Source organism: Variovorax sp. OK605 (assembly GCF_900115445.1).
Classification (GTDB): Bacteria; Pseudomonadota; Gammaproteobacteria; order Burkholderiales; family Burkholderiaceae_C; genus Variovorax.
Genome location: NZ_FOWL01000006.1, coordinates 229,788 through 256,017, shown reverse-complemented (window position 1 = coordinate 256,017; position 26,230 = coordinate 229,788). Strand labels below are relative to the sequence as shown.

Sequence of the window (26,230 nt, the reverse complement as noted above, 5' to 3'; positions counted from 1 at the left end):
CTCGTCGGCTCTCTCAGCAAAAAGGTATTCATGGCAAAGATCGACCAGGTCGAGATCGCGCAGATCGACATCGCGCCCAAGGTCAAGCGCACCGACGCCATCCAGTCCTTCGTGACGCAGGAGACCGTGATGGTCACCGTGCGCTGCGACGACGGCTCGGCGGGCACGGGCTACACGTACACCATCGGCACGGGCGGCTCGTCCATCGTGGCGCTGCTGCACGACCACCTGGTGCCGCGCCTGATCGGGCGCGACCCGCAGCAGTACGAGGCCATCTGGCGCGACCTGTTCTTCCACACGCACGCCACCGCCGTGGGCGCCATCACCAGCCTGGCGCTGGCGGCCGTCGACACCGCGCTGTGGGACCGCAACGCGCGCGCGGCGGGCCTGCCGCTGTGGCGCCTGGCCGGCGGTGCGCAGCCGCGCGTGCCGGTCTACACGACCGAGGGCGGCTGGCTGCACATCGAGCCCGCGCAGCTGGTGGAGCAGACGCTGGCCGCGAAGGCCGACGGCTTCCTCGGCGCGAAGATCAAGGTCGGCAAGCCGCACGTGGCGCAGGACATCGCGCGCCTGTCGGCGGTGCGCGAGGCCGTGGGCGCCGACTTCGAGCTGATGGTCGACGCCAACCAGAGCTTCACCGTGGCCGAGGCCATTCGCCGCGCGCGCCAGTACGCGCCGCTCGACCTTGCATGGTTCGAGGAGCCGATGCCGGCCGAGCACGTGCGCGGGCATGCGCAGTTGCTGGCCAGCACCAGCGTGCCGATCGCGGTGGGCGAGTCGATGTACCACCCCTCGCAGTTCGCGGAATACATCCAGCAGGGCGCCTGCTCGATCGTGCAGGCCGACGTGGCGCGCGTGGGCGGCATCACGCCGTGGCTGAAGATCGCGCACCTCGCGGAGGCGCACAACATCGCGATGTGTCCGCACTTCCTGATGGAGCTGCACGTGAGCCTGTGCGCGGCGGTGCCGAATGCGCGCTGGGTGGAATACATCCCGCAGCTCGACGACCTCACGACCAGCCGGCTGCGCATCGAGGGCGGCCATGCGGTGGCGCCGGAGACGCCGGGGCTGGGCATCGAGTGGGACGCCGACCAGCTGAAGGCGCGGCGCAAGTTCGCGCCGATCGTGGTGCGCGAAGGCTGAGGGCGAAGGCTGAAGAGGAGGGCGGCTCAGCCCGCTTCGAGCAGGCGTTGCAGCGCCTTGAGATCGCGCGCGATCCATTCGGCGTCACGCGCGAAGGCCGCATCGTCCATGTGCGGCTGGCGCAGCAGCGTGAACTGGAATTCGCAGGTGCCGGGCGCCACGCCGATCACGCGGAACGGCAGGTAGACCTCGGGCACGCCTTCGGGCGCGACCCAGTGGTCGAGCACGCCGAGCTCGTTGGGCGGCGCGAAGCGCATGCGGGCGTCGCCGCTTTCGGGCGTGCGCACGCTCCAGTGGTCGCCGTGCGGCACCAGCGCGCTCTTCGCGAGGCCGCTGGCCCAGTCGGGCAGCCGCGCCGGGTCGGCCGCCAGCGCGTAGGCGCGGCGCCATTCGCAGTTCACGCGCTGTGTGACGACGCGGGACTGCGCGGAAGGGTTGTCATTCGTCGGTTTCATCGAAATCGCTCCTGAGCACCTTGGAAACGACAGCGCCCGAGAAACCGCGCGCCATCAGGAATCGCATCTGCCGGGCCCGCTCCTTCGCGTCGGCGGGCGGGGCGTCGAAGCGGCGGCGCCACAGGGCCGTGGCGCGCTCGACTTCGGTCTCCTGCAAACCGGCCACCGCCTCGGCGATGGCCTCGGGCGCGATGCCCTTGGCCTGCAGTTCCTGCTTCACCCGCAACGCGCCCGAACGGGCCGCGCGCTGGTTGAGCACCGAGGCCACCACGCGCGGCTCGCTGATGAAGTCCTTGGCGGCGAGCTCGTCGAGCGCCTGGGCCAGCGTGCCGGGCTCTTCCTCGTGCCTGGCCAGCTTGCGCTCCAGCTCCGTGCGCGAATGCTCGCGCTGGCTCAGCAGGCGCAGGGCGCGGCCTTTGAGGGAAGGGGCGTTGAATGCCATTCGGGGGGACGCTCGCGCGGCCCCGAAGAGCCGCGCCTGGGCTTACTCGCCCTTGTCTGCCTTCTCGGCCTTGTCCGCCTTGGCGGCCTTCTGCGGCTTCTCGGGCGTGGCGCCGGCATCGGCGGCCAGCAGCGGAATGCCCAGCGACTCGCGCACCTTGTTCTCGATCTCGCGCGACAGCTCCGGGTTCTCGCGCAGGAACTCGCGGGCGTTGTCGCGGCCCTGGCCGATCTTCTCGCCGTTGTAGGCGTACCAGGCGCCCGACTTGTCGACGATCTTGGCGGTCACGCCCATGTCGATGATCTCGCCTTCGCGGCTGATGCCCTCGCCGAACAGGATGTCGAACTCCGCCGTCTTGAACGGGGGCGACACCTTGTTCTTCACCACCTTCACCTTGGTTTCGTTGCCGATGGCCTCGTCGCCCTTCTTGATGGTGCCGATGCGGCGGATGTCCAGGCGCACCGAGGCGTAGAACTTCAGCGCATTGCCGCCGGTGGTGGTTTCGGGCGAGCCGAACATCACGCCGATCTTCATGCGGATCTGGTTGATGAAGATGACCATGCAGTTGGTCTTCTTGATGGTGGCCGTGAGCTTGCGCAGCGCCTGGCTCATCAGGCGGGCCTGCAGGCCGGGCAGCGAGTCGCCCATTTCGCCTTCGATTTCGGCCTTGGGCGTGAGCGCGGCGACCGAGTCGACCACGATCAGGTCGACGGCACCGGAGCGCACCAGCGAGTCGACGATTTCCAGGGCCTGTTCGCCGGTGTCGGGCTGGCTGATCAGCAGGTCCGACAGGTTCACGCCGAGCTTCTGGGCGTATTGCACGTCGAGCGCGTGCTCGGCGTCGACGAAGGCGCAGGTGCCGGCCTGCTTCTGCATGGAGGCGATGACCTGCAGCGTGAGCGTGGTCTTGCCCGACGATTCAGGGCCGTAGATTTCCACGACGCGACCGCGCGGCAGGCCGCCGACGCCCAGGGCGATGTCCAGGCCCAGCGAGCCGGTGGAGACCACCTGGATGTCTTCGAGCGCCTCGCCTTCGCCGAGCCGCATGATCGTGCCCTTGCCGAACTGCTTTTCGATCTGGGCCAGCGCGGCCTGGAGGGCCTTGGCCTTTTCACTGTTGGCGACCGAGATGCTTGCGCCCTTGACGACTGCGTCCATGTGGAAATCTCCTTGAAAATCAATGGTTTGTGTGAAGTGCGGGTCCATCTGCTTTTAACCACAGGCTGGATGCTTGAACAGTAGTGTAGGGGCTGATGCTTTGGTGAAAGCCCATTTTTTGGTCAGTTTGCTTTACCATTTCGAGCCATGGTTGATGCCGCCTTTCCGACCGATCCCGACGCCTGGCGCCAGACCCACCTGGGCCGCCTGCTGGGCCATGCGATGCGCCGTTTCGACGAGCGCGTGCTCGAACTCATGGCGCACGACGTCGACGTGCCGCTGGCCCTGTCGAACCTCGCGGCGCGCGCGCAGATCAGCGCCGCGCACATCCACATCACGCGGCACCTCGCGCGCGAAGGTTCGCGCCTGACCGAGCTGGCCGAGCGCGCCGGCATGACCAAGCAGGCGATGGGCGCGCTGGTCGACCAGTGCGAGGCCTGGGGGTTGGTGACGCGCGGCCCCGATCCGCTCGACGCGCGCGCGCGGCGCGTGCTCTTCACGGCCGACGGGCTGGCCTGGCTGGACGCCTTTCGCGGCGCGGTGACGCAGGCCGAACGCGAGTTCCGCAGCAGCGTGGGAAACGACATTGCCACCGTGGTAACCATCGGACTCGAAGCCTATACGGCGGGCTAGACTCGCCGCAGAGACAAATGTGAACGGCGCCGGCGTGGCGCCCGACACCTGAAACAGGCCGGAGGTGGCGCATATGCGGATTCTGATTGCCGAAGACGACCAGGTGCTGGCCGATGCCCTGCTGCGCAGCCTGCGCACCTCGGGCGCGGCGGTCGACCACGTGGCCAATGGCTCGCAGGCCGACACCGCGCTCATGACCCATGACGAGTTCGACCTGCTGATCCTCGACCTCGGGCTGCCCAGCCTGCACGGCATCGAGATCCTGAAGCGCCTGCGCGCGCGCGGCTCGCAGCTGCCGGTGCTGGTGCTCACCGCGGCCGACAGCGTGGAAGAACGCGTGAAGGGCCTGGACCACGGCGCCGACGACTACATGGCCAAGCCCTTCAGCCTGCAGGAGCTCGAGGCGCGCGTGCGCGCCCTCACGCGCCGCGGCATGGGCACCACCAGCAACGCGATCCGCCACGGCCCGCTGGTCTACGACCAGGCCGGCCGCGTGGCGACCATCGACGGCAAGATGATCGAGCTGTCGGCGCGAGAGCTCGGCCTGCTCGAGGTGCTGCTGCAGCGCGCCGGCCGGCTGGTCAGCAAGGACCAGCTGGTCGACCGGCTCTGCGAATGGGGCGAGGAGGTGAGCCTCAACGCCATCGAGGTGTACATCCACCGGCTGCGCAAGAAGATAGAGAAGGGGCCGGTGCGCATTGCGACGGTGCGCGGGCTGGGCTACTGCCTGGAGAAGATCCAGAACTGAGGCCAGGGCTCGCCGGCCTCGGTTGCCTCGGTTGCGTTGTGCCGCGCGGTCAGGGCTGCTTGCGCAGGCCCGCCGACAGCATCGCCCCGTCGCCGGACTTCACCAGGAACATGATGCTGCGGAAGAAGCCATTGCTGTCGTAGGTGCCCGCAGGCACCAGCCCGATGGCGGCCGGGCCCGCATAGGGGAGGCCGGTGCGCAGCTGGCAGGCATCCTTCGCGTCGGTGCCTGCATTGACCGCGGCCATCTTCAAGCCGTACATGTTCTTCGCCGTGCCGGCTTGCGCCAGCGCGATGGTGCCGGAGAGGGTGCAGGTGCCCACCCGCACACCCGACGTGGTGCCCGTGAACGCGCCCTTCGCATCGACCTCGATCGACACGCCGATGCCGAAGCTCCTGTCCGCATTGGCCCACTTGCCGGCCACGCTGTCCTGCGAAACCGCCAGGGCGTTTTCCGCGGCGTAGCCCAGTGGCCCGAAGGCCGTGCTTTCACGCGAGCCGTAGGCGTAGCTGCCCTTCATCGACTTCTTCGCCTCGAAGGTGCCCGAGCCCGTGACGGGCGAGGCATCGGTGAAGTCGTACTGCGTGTCGGGGTTGAAGGACCAGTCGGGGCCCGTGACCTTGAGCGAGCCCCACAGCGTCCCGACGTTGAACTTGGTGGCGATCGACCCGTCGGCGCCGACGAAGGTGAGGTTGAGCAACGCGCCGTAGATGCCTTCGCTGTCGTTGCCCACCGCGGCGGTGGAGCCGGGCTGCGGCGCGCTCAGCAACGGCAGCGGCTCGCTGCCGGCGACCGGATCGCGGTTCGGTGCGGGCACCGGCGCGGGCGCGGGTGAAGGCGCGGGGGCAGGGGCGTTCGCGGCCAGCACCGGCAGCATCGGCATGCCGCCCCCTGCGCCGCCGCCACCGCCTCCTCCGCAGCCCGCGAGCCCTGCGGCGCACACGGACGCGACGATCCACAACGGCTGCGCACAGCCGCCCAATGAATGGGTCTTCATGACTCTCTCCCTGAGGTTTTTTTATTTGCAGAAACTGCACGCAGAGACTACAACCGGGCAGCCGCGCCGACGCCCGCCGGGCACGGCGGCGCCTCCCACTAAATCACGCCCGCCGACGATTTCTCTCGGCTCCCAGGAACCGATTCTTGAAGCTCTTCCAGCGCGCCCAGCGCTCCCTGTTCGGCGAAATCCTCGACTGGATGCTCACGCCGCTGCTGCTGCTGGTGCCGGTGAGCATCGGCGTCACGTACCTGGTGGCGCAGGGCATCGCCAACGCGCCCTTCGACCGCGCGCTCGAGCACAACGTGAAAGCGCTGGCCGAGCTGGTGACGGTGAAGGAAGGGCACACGCAGTTCGTGCTGTCGCAGTCGGCGCGCGAGATATTGCGGGCCGACGACGCCGGCCACGTGTACTACCAGCTGCTCGACGGCCACGGCACGCTGCTGAGCGGCGAGCGAGACATTCCGCAGCCCAACCTCGACGAGCCGCTGCCGCCCAACCAGGTGTTCCTGCACAACAGCGACGTGCACGGCCTGCCGGTGCGCGTGGCCTCGCTGTGGCTCGCCAGCGGCGTGGACGACGTGCCGCCCACGCTGCTGCAGCTGGCCGAGACGCGCGAGAAGCAGTCGGTGCTGGCGGCCGAGATCATCAAGGGCGTGCTGCTGCCGCAGTTCGCGATCCTGCCGCTGGCGGTGCTCTTGATCTGGCTGGCGCTGGTGCGCGGCATCAAGCCGCTGTCGGTGGTGGAGGCGCGCATCCGCGAGCGGCGCCCGGGCGACCTGAGCCCGCTCGACGAGTCGTCGGTGCCGCTCGAGGTGGTGCCGCTGGTGTCGTCGGTGAACGAGCTGCTCGACAAGCTCAACGACTCCATCGGCACGCAGAAGCGCTTCCTGGCCGACGCGGCGCACCAGCTGAAGACGCCGCTGGCGGGCCTGCGCATGCAGGCCGACCTGGCGCAGCGCGAGGGCGCCAATGCCGACGAGCTGAAGCAGTCGCTCAAGCAGATCGGCCGCGCCAGCAAGCGCGCCACGCACACGGTGAACCAGTTGCTGTCGCTGGCGCGCGCCGAAGGCAACAGCGCCAACGCGCACCACCAGCCCTGCGACCTGGCGCGGCTCACCATCGAGGTGGTGCGCGAGGCCGTGCCGCGCGCCATAGAAAAGCGCATCGACCTGGGCTACGACGGCGCCGAGGCGGGCGCGCCGGGCGTGATGTTCGACGGCAACCAGACGCTGCTGAAGGAGCTGGTGCGCAACCTGGTCGACAACGCGATCAACTACACGCCCTCGACGCCGGAGCGCCCCGGCCTGATCACCGTGCGCGTGCTGGCCGACCCCTTCGGCCACGTGCTGCTGCTGCAGGTGGAGGACAACGGCCCGGGCATCGCCGAGGCCGACCGCGAGCTGGTGTTCGAGCCGTTCTACCGTGTGCTCGGCAACGAGGCCGACGGCTCGGGGCTGGGCTTGCCGATCGTGCGGGAGATCGCCAACCAGCACCGCGCGCGGGTGAAGCTGGAGGACGCGCACCCCGGCAAGCATCCGCCGGGCGCGCTGTTCACGGTGCGCTTCGAGGGCGAGACGCCCGCCTGATCCGCGCGTTCAGGTCAAGGTCAAGGTCAAGGCGCCGGGGCCGGGGCCAAGGCCGGTGCCGGCGCTGCGGTCTTCGCTTCCTTGCGCAGCTGCAACCACTCGGGGTGGATCTGGCGCGACAGGCGCTGCGGCTCGCGCTCGTTGATGCTGGCGGGCGCCAGGCCGAAACCCGCGAGGTCGCCGCGCGCCCACAGGAAGTAGCCGGCGTTGGCCAGCAACACGACGATGAGCAACAGGCGCAGTTTCATGGGAGGTTCAGAAAGCCATGCCGCGAGGGCGCACGCTCACTTCGTCGCTGGAGATCAGCTGCAGCCCGGCGTCGGTGCGCACCTGCAGTTCGCCGCCCCAGGCCACGCCTTCGCACAGGCCGGCGGTGCCGTCGCTGAGCGCCACTTCGCGCCCGCGCAGCACGTCGCGCGTGGCGAAGCGTTCGGCAAACGGCCCGAAGCCGCGGGCTTCGAACGCGAGCACGCTGCGCACCAGCGGCGCGGCCAGCTCGGCCAGCACCTCGGGCGCGCGGGCGTCGGGGCGCCACTGGCGCAGCCAGGCCGGCGGCGTGCGCATGCCGTCGCCTTCGCGCGCGCCGATGTTCAGGCCGATGCCGATGACCAGGTAGCGCGCCGCATCGGCGCGGCCGGTGGAGGGCATGGCGGTCTCGATCAGGATGCCGGCCAGCTTGCGGTCGTTCACCCACACGTCGTTGGGCCACTTGAGGCCGACCTTGTGTTCGCCCGTGGGGTCGAGGCTCTCGGCCACGGCCACGCCCACGGCCAGCGACAGGCCCGACCAGTCGGCGGGTGCCAGCGGCATGCCCAGCGAGAACACGAGCGAGGCCGACGCTTCCTGCTGCGGCGCGCTCTGCCAAGGGCGCCCGAGCCGGCCGCGGCCGGCGGTCTGGCGCTCGGCCACGAGCAGCACGGGCTCGGCACGGCCGGCGCGCGCGCGGCGCATGAGCTCGGTGTTGGTGGAATCGATCTCGGCCACCGCCTCGACCGCGAAGCCGGGCAGCAGCGGTGCGACCGACGCGGCGATCCGGTCTTCGAACCAGGCGGCCGTGGTGCTTGTCATGGTCAGTCCTTGGCGGACTTTTCCTTCTTGGCGGATTTCTTCTCCGCCTTCTTTTCCGATTTCCTGTCGGCTTTCTTTTCGGCTTTCTTTTCGACCTTTTTCTCGGCCTTCTTTTCAGCCTTCACTGCTTCCTTCTTCTCGGCCTTTTTCTTGTCGGCCTTCCTGGCCTTCTTCTTTTTCTTCTTCTCGTCCTCGTCGTCCTTGGGCGTCAGCAGCGTGCCGCGGCACTCTTCCGAACCGCACCAGCAAGGAAATTCAGACAGGAGTTTCGGCGTGTACGGCTCGTCGATGATCAGGCCGTAGTCGTAATTGAGTTCTTCGCCTGCAGCGATGTTGCGCAATGCCTTGATATAAACGCGCCCATCGACTTCGTCCGCTTCGCAATTCGGCTCGCACGAGTGATTGATCCAGCGCGCGTCGTTGCCCTTGACGTTGCCGTCGATCACACGTCCGTCATCGATATGGAAGTAGAAGGTGTGGTTGGGCTGGGCCGGGTCGTGCGGATGGCGGCGCAGCGCTTCCTTCCAGTTGATGACCTCGCCCTTGTATTCGATCAGCGTTTCGCCTTCGGCCAGATCCTGCACGGCGAACACGCCGTTGCCGTGGACATCGGAGCGCCGCATCTGGATGCGGCGGCCTGCGGAAAGTGGGGATTTGGAAGGCATCGCCGAAGTCTGTTAGGTTGAATATGCACACATGCGCGTGTGCGCGTGCGCACACGCGGGAAGCCGCAGATTGTATGTGGCCCCCACGCCCCCGCACTGCGTGTCGTCGCTGCCCCCCGAGGGGGCCGCAAGCCGCCATGAGGCGGCTCGGCGGCGGCCTGAGAACTTTTTAGGAATTGTTGATGAAGACCTTGGTAATCGCAGAAAAGCCGTCGGTGGCACAGGACATCGTGCGTGCCCTCACGCCGGTGGCCGGCAAATTCGACAAACACGACGAGCATTTCGAGAACGACAGCTACGTCGTGACCAGCGCTGTCGGTCACCTGGTCGAGATCCAGGCGCCCGAGGAGTTCGACGTCAAGCGGGGCAAGTGGAGCTTCGCCAACCTCCCCGTGATTCCGCCGCACTTCGACCTGAAGCCGGTCGACAAGACGAAGACGCGCCTGAACGCCGTGGTCAAGCAGGCCAAGCGCAAGGACGTGACGCAACTCATCAACGCCTGCGACGCGGGCCGCGAGGGGGAGCTGATCTTCCGGCTGATCGAGCAGTACGCCGGCGGCAAGACCGGGCTGAACAAGCCGGTCAAGCGCCTGTGGCTGCAGTCGATGACGCCGCAGGCCATCCGCGACGGCTTCGACGCGCTGCGCACCGAAAAGCAGATGCAGGGCCTGGCCGACGCCGCGCGCTCGCGCTCGGAGGCCGACTGGCTGGTGGGCATCAACGGCACGCGCGCCATGACGGCTTTCAATTCGCGCGACGGCGGCTTCTTCCTCACGACCGTGGGCCGCGTGCAGACGCCCACGCTGTCGGTGGTGGTGGAGCGCGAGGAGCAGATCCGCAAGTTCGTCTCGCGCAACTACTGGGAAGTGCACGGCAGCTTCGCGGCCGAGGCCGGCGAGTACCCGGGCAAGTGGTTCAACCCCGACTGGAAGAAGGCCAACGCGCCGCTGCAGGCCAACGGCGAGCCCGACTCGGAACAGCGGGCAGACCGCGTCTGGAACGAACAGGAGGCCGTGGCCATCGCCAATGCCTCGCGCGGCAAGCCCGCCACCGTCACGGAAGAAAGCAAGCCCACCACGCAGGCCTCGCCCGCGCTGTTCGACCTGACCTCGCTGCAGCGCGAGGCCAACGGCCGCTTCGGCTTCAGCGCCAAGACCACGCTGGCGCTGGCGCAGAGCCTGTACGAACGCCACAAGGCGCTGACCTACCCGCGTACCGATTCGCGCGCGCTGCCGGAAGACTATCTGCCGGTGGTGAAGGACACCATGGTCATGCTCGCCGAGAGCGGCATGAAGCACCTGGCGCCGTTCGCCAAGCAGGCGGTCGACGGCAACTACGTGAAGCCCAACAAGCGCATCTTCGACAACGCCAAGGTGTCGGATCACTTTGCGATCATTCCGACGCTGCAGGCCCCCAGCGGCCTGAGCGAAGCCGAGCAGAAGCTCTATGACTTCGTGGTGCGCCGCTTCATGTCGGTGTTCTTCCCGAGCGCCGAGCACCAGGTGACCACGCGCATCAGCACGGTGGAGCAGGGTGGCAAGAAGTACCCCTTCCGCACCGACGGCAAGGTGCTGGTGAAGCCGGGCTGGCTCGCCATCTACGGCAAGGAAGCGCAGGACGACGAGAAGGAAGACGACAAGGACGGCAAGCGCCTCGTGCCGGTGAAGCCGGGCGAAGTCGTGAAGACCGAGTCGGCCGACATCAAGGGCCTGAAGACGCGCCCGCCGGCACGCTACTCCGAAGCCACGCTGCTCGGCGCCATGGAAGGCGCGGGCAAGACCATCGACGACGACGAGCTGCGCGAAGCCATGCAGGAGAAGGGCCTGGGCACGCCAGCCACGCGCGCGGCCACCATCGAAGGGCTGATCGCCGAGAAATACATGCTGCGCGAAGGCCGCGAGTTGATTCCCACGGCCAAGGCCTTCCAGCTGATGACGCTGCTGCGCGGCCTGGGCGTGGAGGAACTCTCCAAGGCCGAGCTCACCGGCGAGTGGGAATACAAGCTCGCGCAGATGGAGAAGGGCGCGCTGAGCCGCGACGCCTTCATGCGCGAGATTGCCGCCATGACGGAGCACATCGTCAAGAAGGCCAAGGAGTACGACCGCGACACCGTGCCGGGCGACTACTCGACCCTGCAGACGCCGTGCCCCAACTGCGGCGGCATCGTGCGCGAGAACTACCGCCGCTACGCCTGCACCGGCAAGAGCGGCACGGGCGAGGACGCCTGCGGCTTCTCGTTCGGCAAGTCGCCCGCCGGGCGCACCTTCGAAGTGGCCGAGGCCGAGGCGCTGCTGCGCGACAAGCACATCGGCCCGATCGACGGCTTCCGTTCCAAGGCCGGCTGGCCCTTCACTTCCGAGATCGTCATCAAGTACGACGAAGAGGCGAAGAACTGGAAGCTGGAGTTCGACTTCGGCGACGACAAGAACGCCGACACGGGCGAGATCGTCGACTTCAGCGAGCAGGACACCGTGGGCCCGTGCCCGGTGTGCGGCGCGCCGGTGTTCGAGCACGGCAGCAACTACGTGTGCGAGAAGTCGGTGCCGACCAATGCCCAGCCCACGCCGAGCTGCACCTTCAAGACCGGCAAGATCATCCTGCAGCAGCCGGTGGAGCGCGCGCAGATGGAGAAGCTGCTGGCCACCGGCAAGACCGACCTGCTCGACAAGTTCGTGAGCATGCGCACGCGCCGCGCCTTCAAGGCCTTCCTGACCTGGAACGCCGAAGAGGGCAAGGTGACCTTCGAGTTCGCGCCGCGCGAAGGCGGCAGCAAATTCCCGCCGCGCAAGACCTTCGGCAAGCCGGCGGCCAAGACCGCGGCCGCCAAGAAGGTGGCGGCGAAGAAGACGCCCGCCGCCAAGAAGGCACCGGCCGCGAAAAAGGCCGCCGCGCCGCGCAAGCCGGGCGCGGGCCTGAAGCCCAGCGACTCGCTGGCCGCGGTGATCGGCGCCGAACCGGTGGCGCGCACCGAGGTCATCAAGAAGCTGTGGGACTACATCAAGGCCAACGGCCTGCAGGACGCGACCAACAAGCGCGCCATCAATGCCGACGCCAAGCTCAAGCCCGTGTTCGGCAAGGACCAGGTGACGATGTTCGAACTAGCGGGCATCGTGGGCAAGCACCTCTCGGCGCTCTGACCATGCGGCGCAGGCACTTTCACGCGGGCGTTGCCGTCGCCCTCCTGGCCGCCGCCGGCCTGGCGCAGGCGGCGGCGTGGCCCGACAAGCCGGTGAAGCTGGTCGTGCCTTTCCCCCCGGGGCAGGCCACCGACATCTTCGCGCGCGCCGTGGCCGAACAGCTCGGCAAGCGGCTGGGCCAGCCGGTGATCATCGACAACAAGGCCGGTGCCGGCAGCAACATCGGCACCGAGTTCGTGGTGCGCGCGCAGCCCGACGGCTACACGCTGGTGGTGGCCGGCAGCGCGATGGCGGTGAACCAGACGCTGTACGCCAAGCCGGGCTTCGACCCGCGCAAGGACCTCACGGGCATCTCGCTGATCGCGAAGGTGCCGCTGGTGTTCCTGGCCACGCCCGAGAGCGGCATCCGCACGCTGGCCGAACTCACCGCGCGCGCCAAGGCCGAGCCCGGCCGGCTGAGCTACGCGAGCGCCGGCATCGGCGGCACGCAGCACCTGTCGGGCGAGATGTACAAGGCGGCGGCGCACGTGTTCGTCACGCACATCCCGTACCGCGGCAGCGGGCCGGCGCAATCGGACTTCCTGGGCAACCAGGTGCCGCTGATGATCGACTCGGTGACGGCCGCGCTGCCGCACATCAAGTCGGGCCAGGCCGTGGCGCTGGCCGTGACCTCGGCCACGCGCTCCTCGCAGCTGCCCGACGTGCCCACGGTGCGCGAGAGCGGCGTGGCCGGCACGAAGAACTTCGAGGCCGTGGGCTGGCTCGGCCTGATGGCGCCGCGCGGCACGCCGGGCGACATCGTCGAGCGCCTGAACCACGAGGTGACCGACATCCTGAAGAGCGAGCAGATGGCGCGCTTCATCCGCGAGCGCGGCGCCGAGCCCTCGCCCACCACGCCGGCGGAGTTCGACCGCTTCGTGGCGAGCGAGATCGGCGTCTGGGGCGCGGCGGTGAAGGCCTCGGGCGCCAAGCCCGAGTAAGCCGGCAGCTCAGGCCGGCGGCGCCAGCGCCTGCGCGCCGCGGTCGACCTCCGCGAGCAGCCAGCTGCGGAAATGGTCGAGCGTGGCCAGTTGGCCACGCCCTTCGGGGTAGCAGAACCAGTAGCCCTCGTTGCCGCGGTAGCCGCCGCCGGGCAGCGGCTCGTCCACCAGCCCGGACGCAATCTCGTCCTGCACCAGGCAGCGCGGCACCAGCGCCACGCCCATGCCCACCATCACCGCGCGGATCATGGTCTGGAACTGGTCGAACTGCGGGCCCGCCAGCGGGTCGAGCCCGCGCACGCCGTGCGCCTCGCGCCATTGCACCCACGACTGCGGCACCGTCACGTGGCGCAGCAGCGTGCAGCGCGCCACGTCCTGCGGCGTACGGATGACCACCTCGGCCTGGCCCGCGCGCGGCGCGATCAGCGCCACCTCCTGCCCCGCGAGGTAGTGCGAGCGGGCGCCGGGCCAGTGGCCGTCGCCGAACAGAATGGCGCAGTCGAGCTCGGGCCGCTCGAAGTCGTAGCCGTGCACGAAGGGCACGAAATGCAGCGTGATCTGCGGATGCAGCCGCTGGAACTCGGGCAGCCGCGGAATCAGCCACTTGGCGCCGAAGGTCGGCAAGGTCGACAGGTGCAGCGCGCCGCCGCCGTCGCCGCTGGTGATGAGCTCCAGCGTGGCCGCCTCCAGCTGCGCGAGCGTGGCGCGCACCGCCTTCTCGTAGCGCTCCCCGGCCGGCGTGAGCGCCAGGCGCTTGCGGCTGCGCTCGAACAGCGGCGCGCCGATCCAGCGCTCGAGCTCCTGCACCTGCTTGCTGACCGCGCCCTGCGTGAGGTGCAGCGCCTCGGCCGCGCGCGAGACGCCGCCGAAGCGCACCACGGTCGAGAAGGCACGCAGCAGGTTCAGGGGAGGGTTGAGACGGCGCAGCGACATGGAAGGATGCCCATTAAAACATTCCAGATCGGAATGTTAGCTGGTCTATCCTTTGCTTCAGTGAAGTGGCAAATCGCTTCTTCACTCTCAATGCACATTGGAATACACCCCATGCAACGTCGTCATTTCATCTCCACGCTGGCCGCTGCTTCTATCCTTCCAGGAATATCCTTTGCCCAAGGCAAGCCCATTCGCCTGGTCGTTCCCTTCCCACCCGGCGGCGCCACCGACATCACGGCGCGCGTGCTCGGCGAGCCCCTGGCCAAGATCCTGCAGCAGCCCGTGGTGATCGACAACCGCGCCGGCGCCGGCGGCTCCATCGGCATGGCCGAGCTGGCCCGCGCCACGCCGGACGGCCTGACCTTCGGCATTGCCACGCTGTCCACGCACGGCGTGAACCCGGCGGTGTACCAGAAGCTGCCGTACGACCCGATCAAGGGCTTCACCGCCGTGACCGAGATCGTCAAGGCACCGGGCGTGATCGTCATCAACCCGGCCAAGCTGCCGGTCGCCAACTTCGCCGAACTGGTGAAGTACCTCAAGGCCAACCCGGGCAAGGTGTCGTACGCCACGCCGGGCAACGGCACCATCGGCCACATGTGGGGCGAGCTGTTCAAGAGCAGCACCGGAACCTCGATGGTGCACATCCCCTACCGCGGTGCGGGCCCGGCCATCAACGACGTGCTCGCGGGCGAAGTGCCGGTGTACTTCGACCAGGTGGCCTCGTCGCTGCCGCACGTGAAGGCGGGCAAGCTGAAGGCGCTGGCCGTGTCCTGGAGCGGCCGCCTCGACGTGCTGCCCGACGTGCCGACCTACGCCGAGCTGGGCTACCCCGCCAACAACGACCCGTCGTGGTTCGGCATGATCGCGCCCGCCGGCACGCCCGCCGAACTGGTGCTGCGCATGCAGCAGGCCGTGGCCACCGCGCTGAAGGACGCCTCGGTGCGCGAGCGCCTGTCGCTGCAGGGCCTCTACGCCTCGGGCACCACGCCGGCGCAGTTCACCAAGCAGATCGCCAGCGAGATCGAGAAGATGAAGAAGGTGGCTGAATTCGCGCGCGTCCGATTGGACTGACCGACACCTGCCTATGCATCCAGTCCTGAAACTGATTCAAACCCGCGCCCAGGTGACCAGCGTCGCCGGGCAAACGCCGCTCGTGCTGGACTCCCCGCACAGCGGCACCGTCTACCCCGAGGACTTCGGCACGGTGCGCGAGCTCGCCACGCTGCGCCGCGCCGAAGACACCCACGTGGAGAAGCTCTACGCCTTCGCGCCCGCGCTGGGCGTGGCCTGGGTGGAGGCGCATTTCCCGCGCAGCTACCTGGACGCCAACCGCGACACCACCGAGATCGACACCACGATGCTCGACGGCGAGTGGACCGACCCGGTCTCCATCGACCCGCGCGTGCTGTCGAAGGTGCGCCTGGGCAAGGGCCTGATCTGGAAGCTCACCGACGAAGGCCTGCCGATCTACGACCGGCAGCTGCCCGTGGAAGAAGTGCGCCAGCGCATCGACAGCTGCTGGCGGCCATACCACGCGGCCGTGGCGCAGGCGATCGACGAGGCGCATGCGCGCCACGGCTACAGCATCCACATCAACTGCCACTCGATGCCCGCCATTGCGGCCAGCCACGCCACCGACTTCCCGGGGCTGGCGCATGCCGACTTCGTGATCGGCGACCGCGACGGCAGCACGGCCGACCCGGCGCTGTCGCAGAAGATCTGCGCACACCTGCGCGCCTTCGGCTACAGCGTGGACTACAACCACCCCTACAAGGGCGTGGAGCTGGTGCGCCGCAACGGCAAGCCGGCCGGCAACCGGCACAGCATCCAGGTGGAGATCAACCGCAAGCTCTACATGGACGAGGCCACGCTGGCGCTCGACGAGGCCGGCGCGGCGCGGCTGCAGGGCCACCTGCGCTCGATGGTCGAGATGCTGCTGGCCACGGACCCGCGCTGATCCCGCGCTGATCCCGCGCTGGTCTCTCGTGATCAGGCCGTGGCGGGCGTGAAGTCGGTCGACACCGACAGCGCCTCCCACGCCTTGATCTCCTCCTGCAGCGCGCCGAGCTTCTCGCGCACCACCTTCACCGCGTCCGGGCCCAGCAGCAGGTGCGCCGGCGGGTGGGCGGCTTCGGTGATGCGGATCATGGCGCGCGCGGCCTTCACCGGGTCGCCGTCCTGCTTGCCGCTGCGCGCCAGCCGCCGCTCGCGCACCGGGCCCATCACCGGCGCGTAGTCGTCGATGGTCTGCGGCGCGCGCACCATCGAGCGGCCCGCCCAGTCGGTGCGGAAACCGCCGGGCTCCACCGCCGTCACGTGGATGCCGAAGCTCGCCACCTCCTTGCCCAGCGTCTCGCTGATGCCCTCGAGCGCGAACTTGCTGCCGTGGTAGTAGCCCAGCCCCGGAAAGGTCACGAAGCCGCCCATCGAGGTGATGTTCAGGATGTGGCCGCGCCGGCGCGCGCGCATGAACGGCAGCACCGCCCGGGCCACGGCCACCGCGCCGAACACGTTCACCTCGAACTGCTGGCGCAGCTGGTCGAGCGACGATTCCTCGACCGTGCCTTCGTGCCCGTAGCCGGCGTTGTTGACCAGCACGTCGATCGGGCCGACCGAGGCCTCGACCTCGGCCACCACGCGCGGCACCTCGGCCTCGTGCGTGACGTCGAGCAGGCGCCCGAACGAGTGGCCGGGCTGCAGCGCGTCGAACTCGGCGCGCGCGGCCTCGTTGCGCAGCGTGCCCACCACGCGGTGGCCAGCGGCCAGCGCCTCCTGCGCCAGCGCGCGGCCGAAGCCGCTGCTGGCGCCGGTGATGAACCAGATCTTTGGGGAAGTCGAAGAAGCAGGCATGGCGAATGTCCTTGGAAGGGGGTGGAAGAAGCGATGACCTGACTGTGCGCGCGCCGCATCGCTTTGATAATCCGCCCAATCGACGAAGCACCTTGAAGCTTTTCTTCAAGATCAAACGGAAGCCACTCCATGCGCCAGGACCAGCTCGACGGCCTCGTCACCTTCGTGGCCGTGGCCGAAACCCGCGGCTTCTCGGCCGCCGCGGTGCGCCTGGGCGTCTCGCCCTCGGCCGTGAGCCAGGCGGTGCGGCTGCTCGAAAAGCGCGTGGGCGCGCCGCTGTTCAACCGCACCACGCGCAGCGTGAACCTCACCGAAGCCGGCGCTCGCTTTCTGGAACGCATCCGCCCGGCGGTGCAGGAGCTCGCCTCGGCCTCCGACGAACTGAGCGACAGCGCCGAGCGCCCCTCGGGCCTGCTGCGGCTCACGGTGCCGCGCGCGGCGTACCTCTTCGTGCTGCAACCGGCGCTCGCGGGCTTCCTGCGGGCGTACCCGCAGATCGATGTCGAGGTGTCGATCGACAGCGCGCTGGTCGACATCGTGGGCCAGGGCTTCGACGCCGGCATCCGCTTCGGCGGCATGGTCGAGCGCGACATGGTGGCCGTGAAAGTGGGCGCGCCGCTGGCCAACAGCATCGTCGCCGCGCCGCGCTACCTGGCCCAGCGCGGCACGCCCGTGCACCCGCGCGAACTGCTGGCGCACGACTGCATCGGCTTTCGCTTCGAGAGCTCGGGCCAGCTGGAGCGCTGGGAGTTCGAGAAGAACGGCGAGGCGATGACGCTGGCCGTGAGCGGGCGCCTGGTGATGAACGACGTGGCCGTGATGCTCGACGCGGCGGTGGACGGCATCGGCATCGCCAACCTGATCAGCAGCTACACCGAGCGCCACATCGCCGACGGCCGGCTGGTGCAGCTGCTGGCCGACTGGACCACGCCGCTGCCCGACCTCACGCTGTACTACCCCGACCGCCGGCGCGTGCCGCCCAAGCTGCGCGCGCTCATCGACTGCCTGCGCGCAACAACCCTGCCGGCGCCGGGCGTGTTGTTACAGGGCGGACGGGACGGCGGCCTATAGTGGGCCGCTATCCCTCAACCACCTCTTGGAGTTTCCAGTGAAGCCATTCATTGCCGCCGTGTTCGTGATCGCAATGGGCGCGCTGGTGTCGGGCTGCGCGGGCACCGGCTCGGCCGGCAGCGGCGCCAATGCATCGGGTGCGACCGGCGGCAGCGGCGTCACGGTGTTCGGCACCATCGACGCCGGCGTCAGCGGCACGACGAACAAGTCGTCGCGCTGAGCGCCCAGCGGTGTTGCCCGCTCAGGCCACGCCGGCAGTGCTGGCCAGGTAGCCGTGCAGCGCGCCCCGCAGCTGCCGTGACAGCGCCTGCAGATCGGGCCGCCCGCCGGTGCCGATGTGCGTGTGCGCCACCAGGCCGTAGATGATGGTCTGGCACACGCGGGCCACCTCCTTCACGTCCTTCTTCTGGCCATCGGCCGCCAGGTCGTTCGCGGCCTCGAGCACACCGACCCACTCGCCCACGAAGCGGTCGTACATCTTGCGGTAGGCCTCGGGGCTGGAGAGGTGCCGCTCCAGCAGGTAGTGCGCGCCCCAGGCCAGCGGCTGCGCGCGGTGCACCTCGAGCTGCGCGTCGATCACCGCGTCGACGATCTCGCGCAGCGGCCGGCCCGCATGCGCGGCGACGGCCGCGCGCATGTCCAGCAGCAGCGCCTTGGAGCGCAGGTGCAGGCAGACGCGCGCCAGGTCTTCCTTGTTCTCGAAGTACTCGTAGAAGCTGCCGAGCCCCGTGCCGGCCACGGCGGCAATCTCGCGGATGGTGATGGCCGCGTAGCCCTTCTCGACCAAAAGCCGAACAAAGGCCTCCTGCAGGGCCTGCGAGGTGTGACGGGCGCGGGACTGGCGCGGCTTTCTCCTCGGGGCGGCGGCCGGTGCGCGCGCGGCCGTCATGCGCGCCGAACCCGAACACCTTGCGCGCGGGTTGTTCCTAGAATTTTGAGTCCCATCGAATGGATTCTGCAATGGCCCCCGACGAAAGCCGCCCGGACGATTCCCACCCCGCCGTCTTCACGGCCCAAGGCGCCGATGCATGGCTGCCCAGCGCGCTGTCGCGCGGCCCCTGGGACCCGCGCGCGCAGCACGGCGGCGCGCCCTGCAGCCTGCTGGCGCACGTGGCCGAACGCGCGGCGCCCGGCCCGGGCTGGCAGCTGGCGCGGCTCACGGTCGAGCTGGTGAAGCCGGTGCCGGTGGCGCCGTTGACGACGCGCGCGCAGGTGCAGTCTTCGCGCGCCACGGTGCGCGTGGGCATCGACCTGCTGGCGGGCGAGGCGGTGGTGGCGCGCGCGCATGCGCTGCTGCTGGCCAAAAACCCGCTGGCGCTGCCGGCCGGCCTGCCGGGCTGGCCGCAACAGCAGCTGCGGCCGCTGCCTGGCGAGTGCAGCGAGCGCGTGCGCATTCCGGGCCTGCCCGACGGCGTGTCGTTCTACGGCAGCGCCGTGGAATCGCGCGTGGCCGAAGGCGACTCGGCGCAGCCCGGCCCGTGCAGCGCGTGGTTCCGGCTCGCGGTGCCGCTGGTGCGGGGCGCGGCCAACTCGCCCGCCATGCGCGCCGCGGCGGCGGCCGACTTCGGCAACGGCCTGAGCTGGGTGCTGCCGGCCGAGCGCTTCCTGTTCACCAACGCCGACATGAGCCTGAACCTGTTCCGCGCGCCCGAGGGCGAATGGATCGGCTTGCGCTCCGCCACCGAGGCGCACGGCGACGGCGCGGGCCTTGCCGTGTCCCACCTGTACGACGAGCGCGGGCCCGTCGGCATCGCCACCCAAACGCTGGTGCTGCGCGAACGCGCCGGCGCCTGACCCTTTTCACGGACAAGGAAGAGAAGAGAGACAGCGGCCATGACCACCACCGGCATCCACCCCGACAACCAGGTCCCCGAACTCAAGGACTACAACGTCTACACCAGCGACCCCACGCTGCGCGGCATGATCGCCAACGGCGGCGCCGCCTGGCGCGACGACGAGCTGGTGCGCCAGGGCGCGGAGTACGGCGCCGAGGCCACGCTGCGCGCCGCCGAACTCGCCAACCGCCACGAGCCCGAGCTGCACACGCACTCTCGCATCGGCGAGCGCATCGACCAGGTCGCGTTCCATCCCGCATGGCACACGATGATGATCGTCGCGCGGCGCAACGGCATCGCCAACCTGCCGTTCTTCGACGAGCGGCCCTCGGCCTGGGTGGGCTACGGCGCCTCGCTGTACATGCACAGCCAGATCGAGTCGGGCTCGACCTGCCCGACCACCATGACCAAGGCCTGCATTCCGGTGATGCGCCGCAACGCCGCGCTGTACGCCGTGCTGCGCGACAAGCTGGCGTCGAACGAACACGATGCGCGCGACATTCCGCTGGAACGCAAGACCTCCGTGACCGTCGGCATGGGCATGACCGAGAAGCAGGGCGGCAGCGACGTGCGCAGCAACACCACGCGCGCCGTGCCCGCGGGCAGCGGCCCGTGGGGCGAAGCGTTTCTTCTCACCGGCCACAAGTGGTTCTTCTCGGCGCCGATGTGCGACGGCCACCTGGTGCTGGCCAAGACCGACGAGCACGGGTCGTCGTGCTTCTTCGTGCCGCGCTGGCGGCCCGACGGCAGCAAGAACCCCATCCACATCCAGCGGCTGAAGGACAAGGTGGGCAACCGCTCCAATTCCAGCAGCGAGGTGGAGTTCAAGGAAGCCTGGGGCGTGCTGGTGGGCGACGAGGGCCGCGGCATCCCGACCATCATCGAGATGGCGACCGTCACCCGGCTGGACTGCGCGCTGGCCAGCGCCGGCTTCATGCGCCAGGCCTTCGCGCAGGCGCTGCACTACACGCGCAACCGCCATGCCTTCGGCAAGGCGCTGGTCGACCAGCCGGTGATGACCGAGCTGCTGGCCGACATGGCGCTCGAGTCGCAGGGCGCCACGCTGCTGGCCATGGGCCTGGCCTCGCGCTTCGGCTCCGCCGCGCCCATCGACACGGCCTGGCGCCGGCTGCTCACGCCCGCGGCCAAGTTCTGGAACTGCAAGCGCGCGGTGGCGCTCACAGGCGAGGCGATGGAGGTGTTCGGCGGCAACGGCTACGTGGAAGACGCGCCCATGGGCCGGCTGTTCCGCGAGGCGCCGGTCAACTCGATCTGGGAAGGCTCGGGCAACGTGATGTGCCTGGACGTGCTGCGCGCCGTCTCGCGCAACCCCGACGACGTGCACCTGGTGCTCGACCAATTGGGCGACATCGCCACCGGCGAGCCGCGCCTGCAGGCCGAGCTGCAGGCGGTGCGCCGGATGGTGCAGCTGCCGCCGCAGGACCTGGAGCGCCAGGCACGCCGCTTCACGCAGCGGCTGGTGCTGGCGGCGCAGGCCTGCCTGATGCTGGAGCACGCGAGCGCCGAGGCCTCGGCCGCCTTCCTGTCGAGCCGCTTCGATCCCGACTGGGGCGCGGTGACGGGCATCAGCGCCGGCACCAGCGATCCGGGCGCGCTGGTGCGCGCGGCCTGGCGTTGAAAGAACAGGAGTTGATGAAAGGGCGCTGAAAGCGCGCCGCGCTCAGCGCCGAAGCAGCGCCTGGCGCAGCAACCGCGCCGCGCGGTTGCGAATGCGCCCCGGCATGTCGCGCATGCTGCCCGTGCTGGTGCGCGGCGCCACCTTGGCGGTGGCGCAGGCCCACAGGAAGTCGTGCAGGATGGGCGTGTCGTCCACCGTCTCGGTGCTGCCGTACTTGTGGAACTCGGGGTGCCACTGGGTCGCGGAGATGTAGCTGCGGCCGCGGTCGGACCGGCGGCGAATGGCCTCGGGCACACGGTCGGGCAGGCTCCAGGCCTCGACGTCGAAGCCGGGGGCGATGTCCTTCACGCCCTGGTGGTGGATGCTGTTGACGCGCGCGCTCCGAACCTCGGGGTAGAGCTTGGCCAGCCGCGTGCCCTGCACGATCTCGATCTGGTGAAAGTTCTGGTCGTAGGTCACCGGGTCGCGGTGCTTCAGCGTCTCGGGGTGGCCGTGCTGCTCCTCGATGTCCTGGTACAGCGTGCCGCCGAAGGCCACGTTGATGAGCTGCAGCCCGCGGCACACGCCGAAGATGGGCTTGCCGGCCTGCTCGAAGGCCTCGACCAGCGCCAGGTCGTAGAGGTCGCGGATGCGGTCGCCGACCCAGGCGTCCTTCAGCGGCACCTCGCCGTAGCTGCCGGGCCAGACGTCCGCGCCGCCGTGCATCACCACGCCGTCGAGCCACTCGGCGTAGTGCGACAGCTTGGTGTCGCCGCGCGCGGTGTCGCCGGTGGGGCAGGGCACCATCACCACCATGGCGCCGGCGGACATGAGCCAGTGCGCGATCGATTGCTCGACGTACTGCAGCGTCTTGTTGGAGAAGAGCGAGCGGGCCGGGTCGGCGTGCGAGAAGCAGGCGGACAGGCCGATCTTGAGCCGGGCGGAAACAGGTTGTGTCATCACGGGACCGTCGTCGGAGGGAGCCGGACGCGGTGTGCGCAAAGGTGTGCCGAAGGAGCGGAAATGAAAGTCCATTGTGGCTCGTTGGCCTCTCGCACGGGGTCGGACGACACGCCAAGTATGCTTTCAACGCCACCAGGACCAAGAAGGAAGACAAGCCGATGAAAACGATCAAGGGCCCGGCCATTTTTCTGGCCCAGTTCGCCGGAGACACTGCCCCGTTCAACACGCTCGACGGCATCGCCGGATGGGCCGCGGGGCTGGGCTACAAGGGCGTGCAGATCCCCAGCTGGGACGCGCGACTGTTCGACCTGAAGAAGGCCGCGCAGAGCCGGACCTACTGCGACGAGGTGAAGGGCACGCTCGCGAAGCACGGGCTGGAGATCACCGAGCTCTCGACCCACCTGCAGGGCCAGCTGGTGGCGGTGCACCCGGCCTACGACGCGGGCTTCGACGGCTTCGCGGCGCCCGAGGTGCGCGGCGACCCGGTGCGGCGCCAGCAGTGGGCGGTGGAGCAGCTGCACTTCGCGGCGAAGGCCTCGGCCAACCTGGGCCTTACGGCGCACGCGACCTTCTCGGGCGCGCTGGCATGGCCGTACCTGTATTCGTGGCCGCCGCGCCCGCCGGGCCTCATCGAGGAAGCCTTCGACGAACTGGCGCGCCGCTGGCGCCCGATCCTCGATGCCTTCGACGCCGCGGGCGTGGACGTGGGCTACGAGATCCACCCCGGCGAAGACCTGCACGACGGCGTGAGCTACGAGATGTTCCTGGAGCGCGTGAACAACCACCCGCGCGCCTGCCTGCTGTACGACCCGAGCCATTTCCTGCTGCAGCAGCTCGACTACCTGGCGTACATCGACCACTACCACGAGCGCATCAGGATCTTTCACGTGAAGGACGCCGAGTTCAACCCGACCGGCAAGCAGGGCGTGTACGGCGGCTTCCAGAGCTGGATCAACCGGGCCGGACGCTTCCGCTCGCTGGGCGATGGACAGGTCGACTTCAAGGGCATCTTCTCGAAGATGGCGCAGCACGACTTCCCGGGCTGGGCGGTGCTGGAGTGGGAGTGCTGCATCAAGCACCCGGAAGACGGCGCGCGTGAAGGCGCGAAGTTCATCGCCGAGCACATCATCCACGTGGCGGACCGGGCGTTCGACGACTTCGCGGCCGGCGCGGTGGATGTGGCGGCAAACAAGCGGATGCTGGGAATCGGCTGAGGCGAGCCATCGCTCTGCGAATACTTCGAATATTGCGTTTATTTCGTTTAAGCCTAATATGGGTCCTGAAACCCTGCGTCCCGGATGCATTCGCATCGGGCGGCGGCGGCAAAGGACCTCCATGAACGAGCACGACGTACTAGACCCTGCAAGCGCGGCAGAAGCCGAGATGGCGGCTGTCGCTCACCAATGCCTGGTGTCCGCGCTGGACCACTCGAATGCCGATCACATCAAGATGATCCTCGACCTCTCGGGAAGCGACGGCGAAACCCGGGAATCTCCCGTCCTGGAACTGCCGCCGCGCGCGCTGAGATTCTTCGCCGACGTTCTGCGTCAGATGGCGAAGCGCGAACCCATGCTGCTCATGCCTCAAAAGCACGAGCTGACGACGCAGGACGCGGCCAACTTCCTGAATGTCTCCCGGCCCTTCATCGTCAGCGAGATCGAAGCCGGACGTCTGAAGTGCCGTCTTGTAGGCACCCACAGGCGCATCGAGTACGACGAACTTCGCCGATACCGTGCCGAGCAGAAGCAGCGGTCGGAGAAGTCGCTCCAGGAGGTCACGAAGCTGTCCGAGGACCTGGGGCTGGAGTTCTAGTTGGCGGGATCGTCGCGCTGCACGGCCGTGCTGGATGCCAATGTCCTGTATCCGACGTTGGTGCGCGACATCCTGATGAGCCTTGCCGTTGCCGACCTGTACCACGCGCGCTGGAGCGCCACGATCCAGGCGGAGTGGATGCGCAACCTGTCATCCCAACGGCCCGATATCGCAGCCCGTTTGCCGGCATTGGCCGATGCGATGAATGCGGCGGTGCCGGACAGCGTGATCACCGGCTACGAATCGCTGATTTCCTCGATCGAGCTGCCCGACGCGGACGATCGCCATGTCGTGGCGGCGGCCATCGTCGGCCACGTCGATGCGATCGTCACGTTCAATCTCGACGACTTTCCGTCGAGCGCGCTCGACCGGTTCAACATCGAAGTCCAGCATCCGGACCGGTTCGTGATGAACCAGCTTCACTTGCACAAGCTCAAGGCACTGACCGCGCTCAAGCAGATGCGCGCGCGGTGGAAGCAGCCGGAAAGAACCGCACGGGAGCTGGTGGAGGCACTGGACAAGCGAGGGCTGCCGCTGACAGCGGATCTTCTTAGCGAAGCCATCGACCTGATCTAGTTGCCGCCTACAGCAGCGCGACCAGCCGGCGCACAGCGCCGTCGATCTGCGCCTCCCCGATCAGCCCGTACCCGAACGCCAGTCCGTTGGGCACGCCCGGCGCGTTGGCATCGAGCGCGAAACGCGACAGCGGCGGCAGCACGATGCCGGCCGCGGCGGCGCGCTCGACCACCGCATCGGCCCGCGTGGCACCCAGCAGCCGGGCCGACAGGTGCAGCCCCGCGTCGGACGCAACGGCTTCGAGCCGCCCCGCGCCGTGCCGCGCCAGCGCCTCGAGCAACGCGGTGCGCCGCGCGCCGTACAGCTTGCGCATCTTGCGGATGTGGCGCGCCAGGTGCCCTTCGGCGATGAACGCGGCCAGCGCCTCCTGCGCCAGCACCGGGCCGTGCCAGTCGGCCAACTCGCGCGCCCGCACCAGCGCGGCGCGCGCCCAGGGCGGCGCCACCACGAAACCCAGCCGCAGCGCGGGAAACAGGCTCTTGGAAAAGGTGCCGACGTAGAAGACCGACTCGGCCCGGTCGAGCGTCTGCAGTGCGTCGAGCGGGCGGCCGGCAAAGCGGAACTCGCTGTCGTAGTCGTCCTCGATGACGACCGCGTTGCGCGCCCGCGCGAAGGCCAGCAGGGCGGCACGGCGCGGCGGCGACATCGCCACGCCGGTGGGGAACTGGTGCGAGGGCGTCACGCAGACCACGCGGGCCTCGGGCGGGATGCGGTCCACGCACATGCCTTCGTCGTCGGTCGGCACGGTCACCACCCGGGCGCCAGCCGCCAGCATGGCCTCGCGCAGCGACGGATAGAACAGCTGCTCGACCGCGACCACGGTGCGCCCAGGCACCACGAGGATGCGCGCCAGCAGCCCGAAGGCCTGCTGCGCGCCGGCGGTGACGACGACGTCGGCGGCGGTGCAGCCGACCGCGCGCGTGAACGACACGTGCCCCGCGATCGCCTCGCGCAATGCGGCCTGGCCCTGCGGGTCGGCGTAGTCCGCGAAACGAGCGGCCTGTCGCGCGGTATGGCGCAGTGCGCGGTCCGACAGGCGGCGCCAGATGTCGAAGGGAAACAGGCTCACGTCGGGCAGGCCGACGCGGAAGTCGTCGCGCGCGGCCTGCGGCTGCAGCGTGGGCGCGAGGTCGGCGCCGGGCACGTCGAGCGGCACCAGCCGGGGGTCGCGCCTTGCTGGCGTCGAGGCTTTCGGAGCGCGGCCACTTCGACTGCCACGACCGCCATGACCGCCGCGAGCAATCGGCAGCGTGTCGGCCACGTAGGTGCCGGCGCCGGGGCGGGCCAGCAGGTAGCCCTCGCTCAGCAGCAGGTCGTAGGCCGCGAGCATGGTGTTGCGCGACACGCCCAACTGCTGCGCCAAGGCCCGTGTGGCGGGCAGGCGCGCGCCGGGCTGCAGCCGGCCGTCGAGGATGGCGCTGCGCAGTTGCCGGTGCAGTTCGCGCAGCAGGTCGCGCGAGCCGGCGCCCGGCAGGCGGAGGGCGAGTTCGAAAAGTGGCTCCATGAACTTCGCCGATTGTGGTTCTTTTGAAGAGCCAATTGCAAACCTATCCT

27 protein-coding genes are annotated in these 26,230 nt (G+C 69.0%); 15 read left to right on the top strand and 12 right to left on the bottom strand.

Features of this window, described 5'->3' with window-relative positions; genetic code table 11:
• Positions 1-30 precede the first annotated feature (30 nt).
• Entirely contained in the window at positions 31-1,143 is a 1,113-nt protein-coding gene (locus BM013_RS17835; RefSeq protein WP_093128967.1) for a mandelate racemase/muconate lactonizing enzyme family protein, read from the top strand.
• Positions 1,144-1,169: 26 nt separating this feature from the next.
• Here the strand turns inward: BM013_RS17835 and BM013_RS17830 are convergent, their stop codons facing one another.
• The 3 genes from BM013_RS17830 to recA are packed head-to-tail and all read right to left on the bottom strand — an operon-like array spanning position 1,170 to position 3,198.
• Positions 1,170-1,598: a polyketide cyclase gene (locus BM013_RS17830; protein ID WP_093128966.1), complete on the bottom strand. Its 429-nt coding sequence runs from the start codon at positions 1,596-1,598 to the stop codon at positions 1,170-1,172.
• On the bottom strand, positions 1,582-2,040 hold the full coding sequence (recX, locus tag BM013_RS17825) for a recombination regulator RecX (protein ID WP_093128965.1): 459 nt from the start codon (positions 2,038-2,040) through the stop codon (positions 1,582-1,584). Before recX ends, BM013_RS17830 begins: the two co-directional genes overlap by 17 nt.
• 42 nt (positions 2,041-2,082) lie before the next feature.
• A complete protein-coding gene (gene recA / locus BM013_RS17820; protein WP_093128964.1) occupies positions 2,083-3,198 on the bottom strand; it encodes a recombinase RecA in 1,116 nt (371 codons plus the stop codon).
• 147 nt (positions 3,199-3,345) lie between these two features.
• On the opposite strand from recA, the gene BM013_RS17815 reads away from it, so the two are divergent.
• Both BM013_RS17815 and BM013_RS17810 read left to right on the top strand, forming a co-directional pair.
• Complete coding sequence (locus BM013_RS17815) at positions 3,346-3,831, top strand: MarR family winged helix-turn-helix transcriptional regulator (protein WP_093128963.1); 486 nt, start codon at positions 3,346-3,348, stop codon at positions 3,829-3,831.
• A gap of 73 nt (positions 3,832-3,904) precedes the next feature.
• Positions 3,905-4,579, top strand: coding sequence for a response regulator transcription factor (locus BM013_RS17810; protein ID WP_093128962.1), 675 nt, complete (start codon positions 3,905-3,907; stop codon positions 4,577-4,579).
• Between the two features lie 49 nt (positions 4,580-4,628).
• Here the strand turns inward: BM013_RS17810 and BM013_RS17805 are convergent, their stop codons facing one another.
• On the bottom strand, positions 4,629-5,576 hold the full coding sequence (locus BM013_RS17805) for a hypothetical protein (RefSeq protein ID WP_143098292.1): 948 nt from the start codon (positions 5,574-5,576) through the stop codon (positions 4,629-4,631).
• A gap of 146 nt (positions 5,577-5,722) precedes the next feature.
• On the opposite strand from BM013_RS17805, the gene BM013_RS17800 reads away from it, so the two are divergent.
• A complete protein-coding gene (locus BM013_RS17800) occupies positions 5,723-7,165 on the top strand; it encodes a sensor histidine kinase (RefSeq protein WP_093128960.1) in 1,443 nt (480 codons plus the stop codon).
• A 26-nt stretch (positions 7,166-7,191) separates the two neighbouring features.
• On the opposite strand, the gene BM013_RS17795 is transcribed toward BM013_RS17800, so the two are convergent.
• The 3 genes from BM013_RS17795 to BM013_RS17785 are packed head-to-tail and all read right to left on the bottom strand — an operon-like array spanning position 7,192 to position 8,898.
• The gene (locus tag BM013_RS17795) at positions 7,192-7,413 is read right to left on the bottom strand and encodes a sporulation protein (RefSeq protein WP_093128959.1); all 222 of its coding nucleotides are present in this window, start codon (positions 7,411-7,413) and stop codon (positions 7,192-7,194) included.
• Between the two features lie 7 nt (positions 7,414-7,420).
• On the bottom strand, positions 7,421-8,233 hold the full coding sequence (locus BM013_RS17790; RefSeq protein ID WP_093128958.1) for a biotin--[acetyl-CoA-carboxylase] ligase: 813 nt from the start codon (positions 8,231-8,233) through the stop codon (positions 7,421-7,423).
• A gap of 2 nt (positions 8,234-8,235) precedes the next feature.
• Entirely contained in the window at positions 8,236-8,898 is a 663-nt protein-coding gene (locus tag BM013_RS17785) for an SET domain-containing protein (protein ID WP_093128957.1), read from the bottom strand.
• Positions 8,899-9,080: 182 nt separating this feature from the next.
• Between BM013_RS17785 and BM013_RS17780 the strand changes: the two genes are divergently transcribed.
• Together BM013_RS17780 and BM013_RS17775 are read left to right on the top strand one after the other, a co-directional pair.
• A complete protein-coding gene (locus BM013_RS17780) occupies positions 9,081-12,035 on the top strand; it encodes a DNA topoisomerase III (RefSeq protein WP_093128956.1) in 2,955 nt (984 codons plus the stop codon).
• Positions 12,036-12,037: 2 nt separating this feature from the next.
• Complete coding sequence (locus BM013_RS17775) at positions 12,038-13,015, top strand: tripartite tricarboxylate transporter substrate binding protein (protein WP_093128955.1); 978 nt, start codon at positions 12,038-12,040, stop codon at positions 13,013-13,015.
• 9 nt (positions 13,016-13,024) lie between these two features.
• Here BM013_RS17775 and BM013_RS17770 read toward each other — a convergent pair whose 3' ends face one another.
• The gene (locus BM013_RS17770) at positions 13,025-13,948 is read right to left on the bottom strand and encodes a LysR substrate-binding domain-containing protein (RefSeq protein ID WP_093128954.1); all 924 of its coding nucleotides are present in this window, start codon (positions 13,946-13,948) and stop codon (positions 13,025-13,027) included.
• Positions 13,949-14,059: 111 nt separating this feature from the next.
• Here BM013_RS17770 and BM013_RS17765 point away from each other — a divergent pair, with 111 nt between their 5' ends.
• Entirely contained in the window at positions 14,060-15,022 is a 963-nt protein-coding gene (locus BM013_RS17765) for a tripartite tricarboxylate transporter substrate binding protein BugE (protein ID WP_093128953.1), read from the top strand.
• 13 nt (positions 15,023-15,035) lie between these two features.
• Complete coding sequence (locus BM013_RS17760; protein WP_093128952.1) at positions 15,036-15,908, top strand: N-formylglutamate amidohydrolase; 873 nt, start codon at positions 15,036-15,038, stop codon at positions 15,906-15,908.
• 32 nt (positions 15,909-15,940) lie between these two features.
• On the opposite strand, the gene BM013_RS17755 is transcribed toward BM013_RS17760, so the two are convergent.
• Positions 15,941-16,801, bottom strand: coding sequence for an oxidoreductase (locus BM013_RS17755; protein ID WP_093128951.1), 861 nt, complete (start codon positions 16,799-16,801; stop codon positions 15,941-15,943).
• A 129-nt stretch (positions 16,802-16,930) separates the two neighbouring features.
• On the opposite strand from BM013_RS17755, the gene BM013_RS17750 reads away from it, so the two are divergent.
• Together BM013_RS17750 and BM013_RS17745 are read left to right on the top strand one after the other, a co-directional pair.
• Positions 16,931-17,872 (top strand): LysR family transcriptional regulator, encoded by a 942-nt coding sequence (locus BM013_RS17750; protein WP_093128950.1) that lies wholly within the window; start codon positions 16,931-16,933, stop codon positions 17,870-17,872.
• A 37-nt stretch (positions 17,873-17,909) separates the two neighbouring features.
• Positions 17,910-18,092: a hypothetical protein gene (locus BM013_RS17745; RefSeq protein WP_093128949.1), complete on the top strand. Its 183-nt coding sequence runs from the start codon at positions 17,910-17,912 to the stop codon at positions 18,090-18,092.
• Positions 18,093-18,113: 21 nt separating this feature from the next.
• On the opposite strand, the gene BM013_RS17740 is transcribed toward BM013_RS17745, so the two are convergent.
• Positions 18,114-18,761: a TetR/AcrR family transcriptional regulator gene (locus BM013_RS17740; RefSeq protein ID WP_093128948.1), complete on the bottom strand. Its 648-nt coding sequence runs from the start codon at positions 18,759-18,761 to the stop codon at positions 18,114-18,116.
• 71 nt (positions 18,762-18,832) lie between these two features.
• Between BM013_RS17740 and BM013_RS17735 the strand changes: the two genes are divergently transcribed.
• Both BM013_RS17735 and BM013_RS17730 read left to right on the top strand, forming a co-directional pair.
• Positions 18,833-19,666 carry a thioesterase family protein gene (locus BM013_RS17735; protein WP_177225494.1) on the top strand — a complete coding sequence of 278 codons (834 nt, stop codon included), beginning with the start codon at positions 18,833-18,835 and terminating at the stop codon, positions 19,664-19,666.
• Positions 19,667-19,705: 39 nt separating this feature from the next.
• Positions 19,706-21,346, top strand: coding sequence for an acyl-CoA dehydrogenase family protein (locus tag BM013_RS17730; protein ID WP_093128946.1), 1,641 nt, complete (start codon positions 19,706-19,708; stop codon positions 21,344-21,346).
• A gap of 42 nt (positions 21,347-21,388) precedes the next feature.
• Here BM013_RS17730 and BM013_RS17725 read toward each other — a convergent pair whose 3' ends face one another.
• Entirely contained in the window at positions 21,389-22,285 is an 897-nt protein-coding gene (locus tag BM013_RS17725) for a gamma-glutamyl-gamma-aminobutyrate hydrolase family protein (RefSeq protein WP_093129148.1), read from the bottom strand.
• Between the two features lie 161 nt (positions 22,286-22,446).
• On the opposite strand from BM013_RS17725, the gene BM013_RS17720 reads away from it, so the two are divergent.
• The 3 genes from BM013_RS17720 to BM013_RS17710 all read left to right on the top strand — a co-directional run bounded on the left by BM013_RS17720 (position 22,447) and on the right by BM013_RS17710 (position 24,676).
• Positions 22,447-23,502 (top strand): sugar phosphate isomerase/epimerase family protein, encoded by a 1,056-nt coding sequence (locus BM013_RS17720; protein WP_093129147.1) that lies wholly within the window; start codon positions 22,447-22,449, stop codon positions 23,500-23,502.
• A gap of 121 nt (positions 23,503-23,623) precedes the next feature.
• The gene (locus BM013_RS17715) at positions 23,624-24,100 is read left to right on the top strand and encodes a helix-turn-helix domain-containing protein (RefSeq protein ID WP_093128945.1); all 477 of its coding nucleotides are present in this window, start codon (positions 23,624-23,626) and stop codon (positions 24,098-24,100) included.
• Positions 24,101-24,676, top strand: coding sequence for a PIN domain-containing protein (locus BM013_RS17710; protein WP_093128944.1), 576 nt, complete (start codon positions 24,101-24,103; stop codon positions 24,674-24,676).
• A gap of 7 nt (positions 24,677-24,683) precedes the next feature.
• On the opposite strand, the gene BM013_RS17705 is transcribed toward BM013_RS17710, so the two are convergent.
• Positions 24,684-26,180 (bottom strand): MocR-like pyridoxine biosynthesis transcription factor PdxR, encoded by a 1,497-nt coding sequence (locus BM013_RS17705; RefSeq protein ID WP_093128943.1) that lies wholly within the window; start codon positions 26,178-26,180, stop codon positions 24,684-24,686.
• Positions 26,181-26,230: the final 50 nt, after the last annotated feature.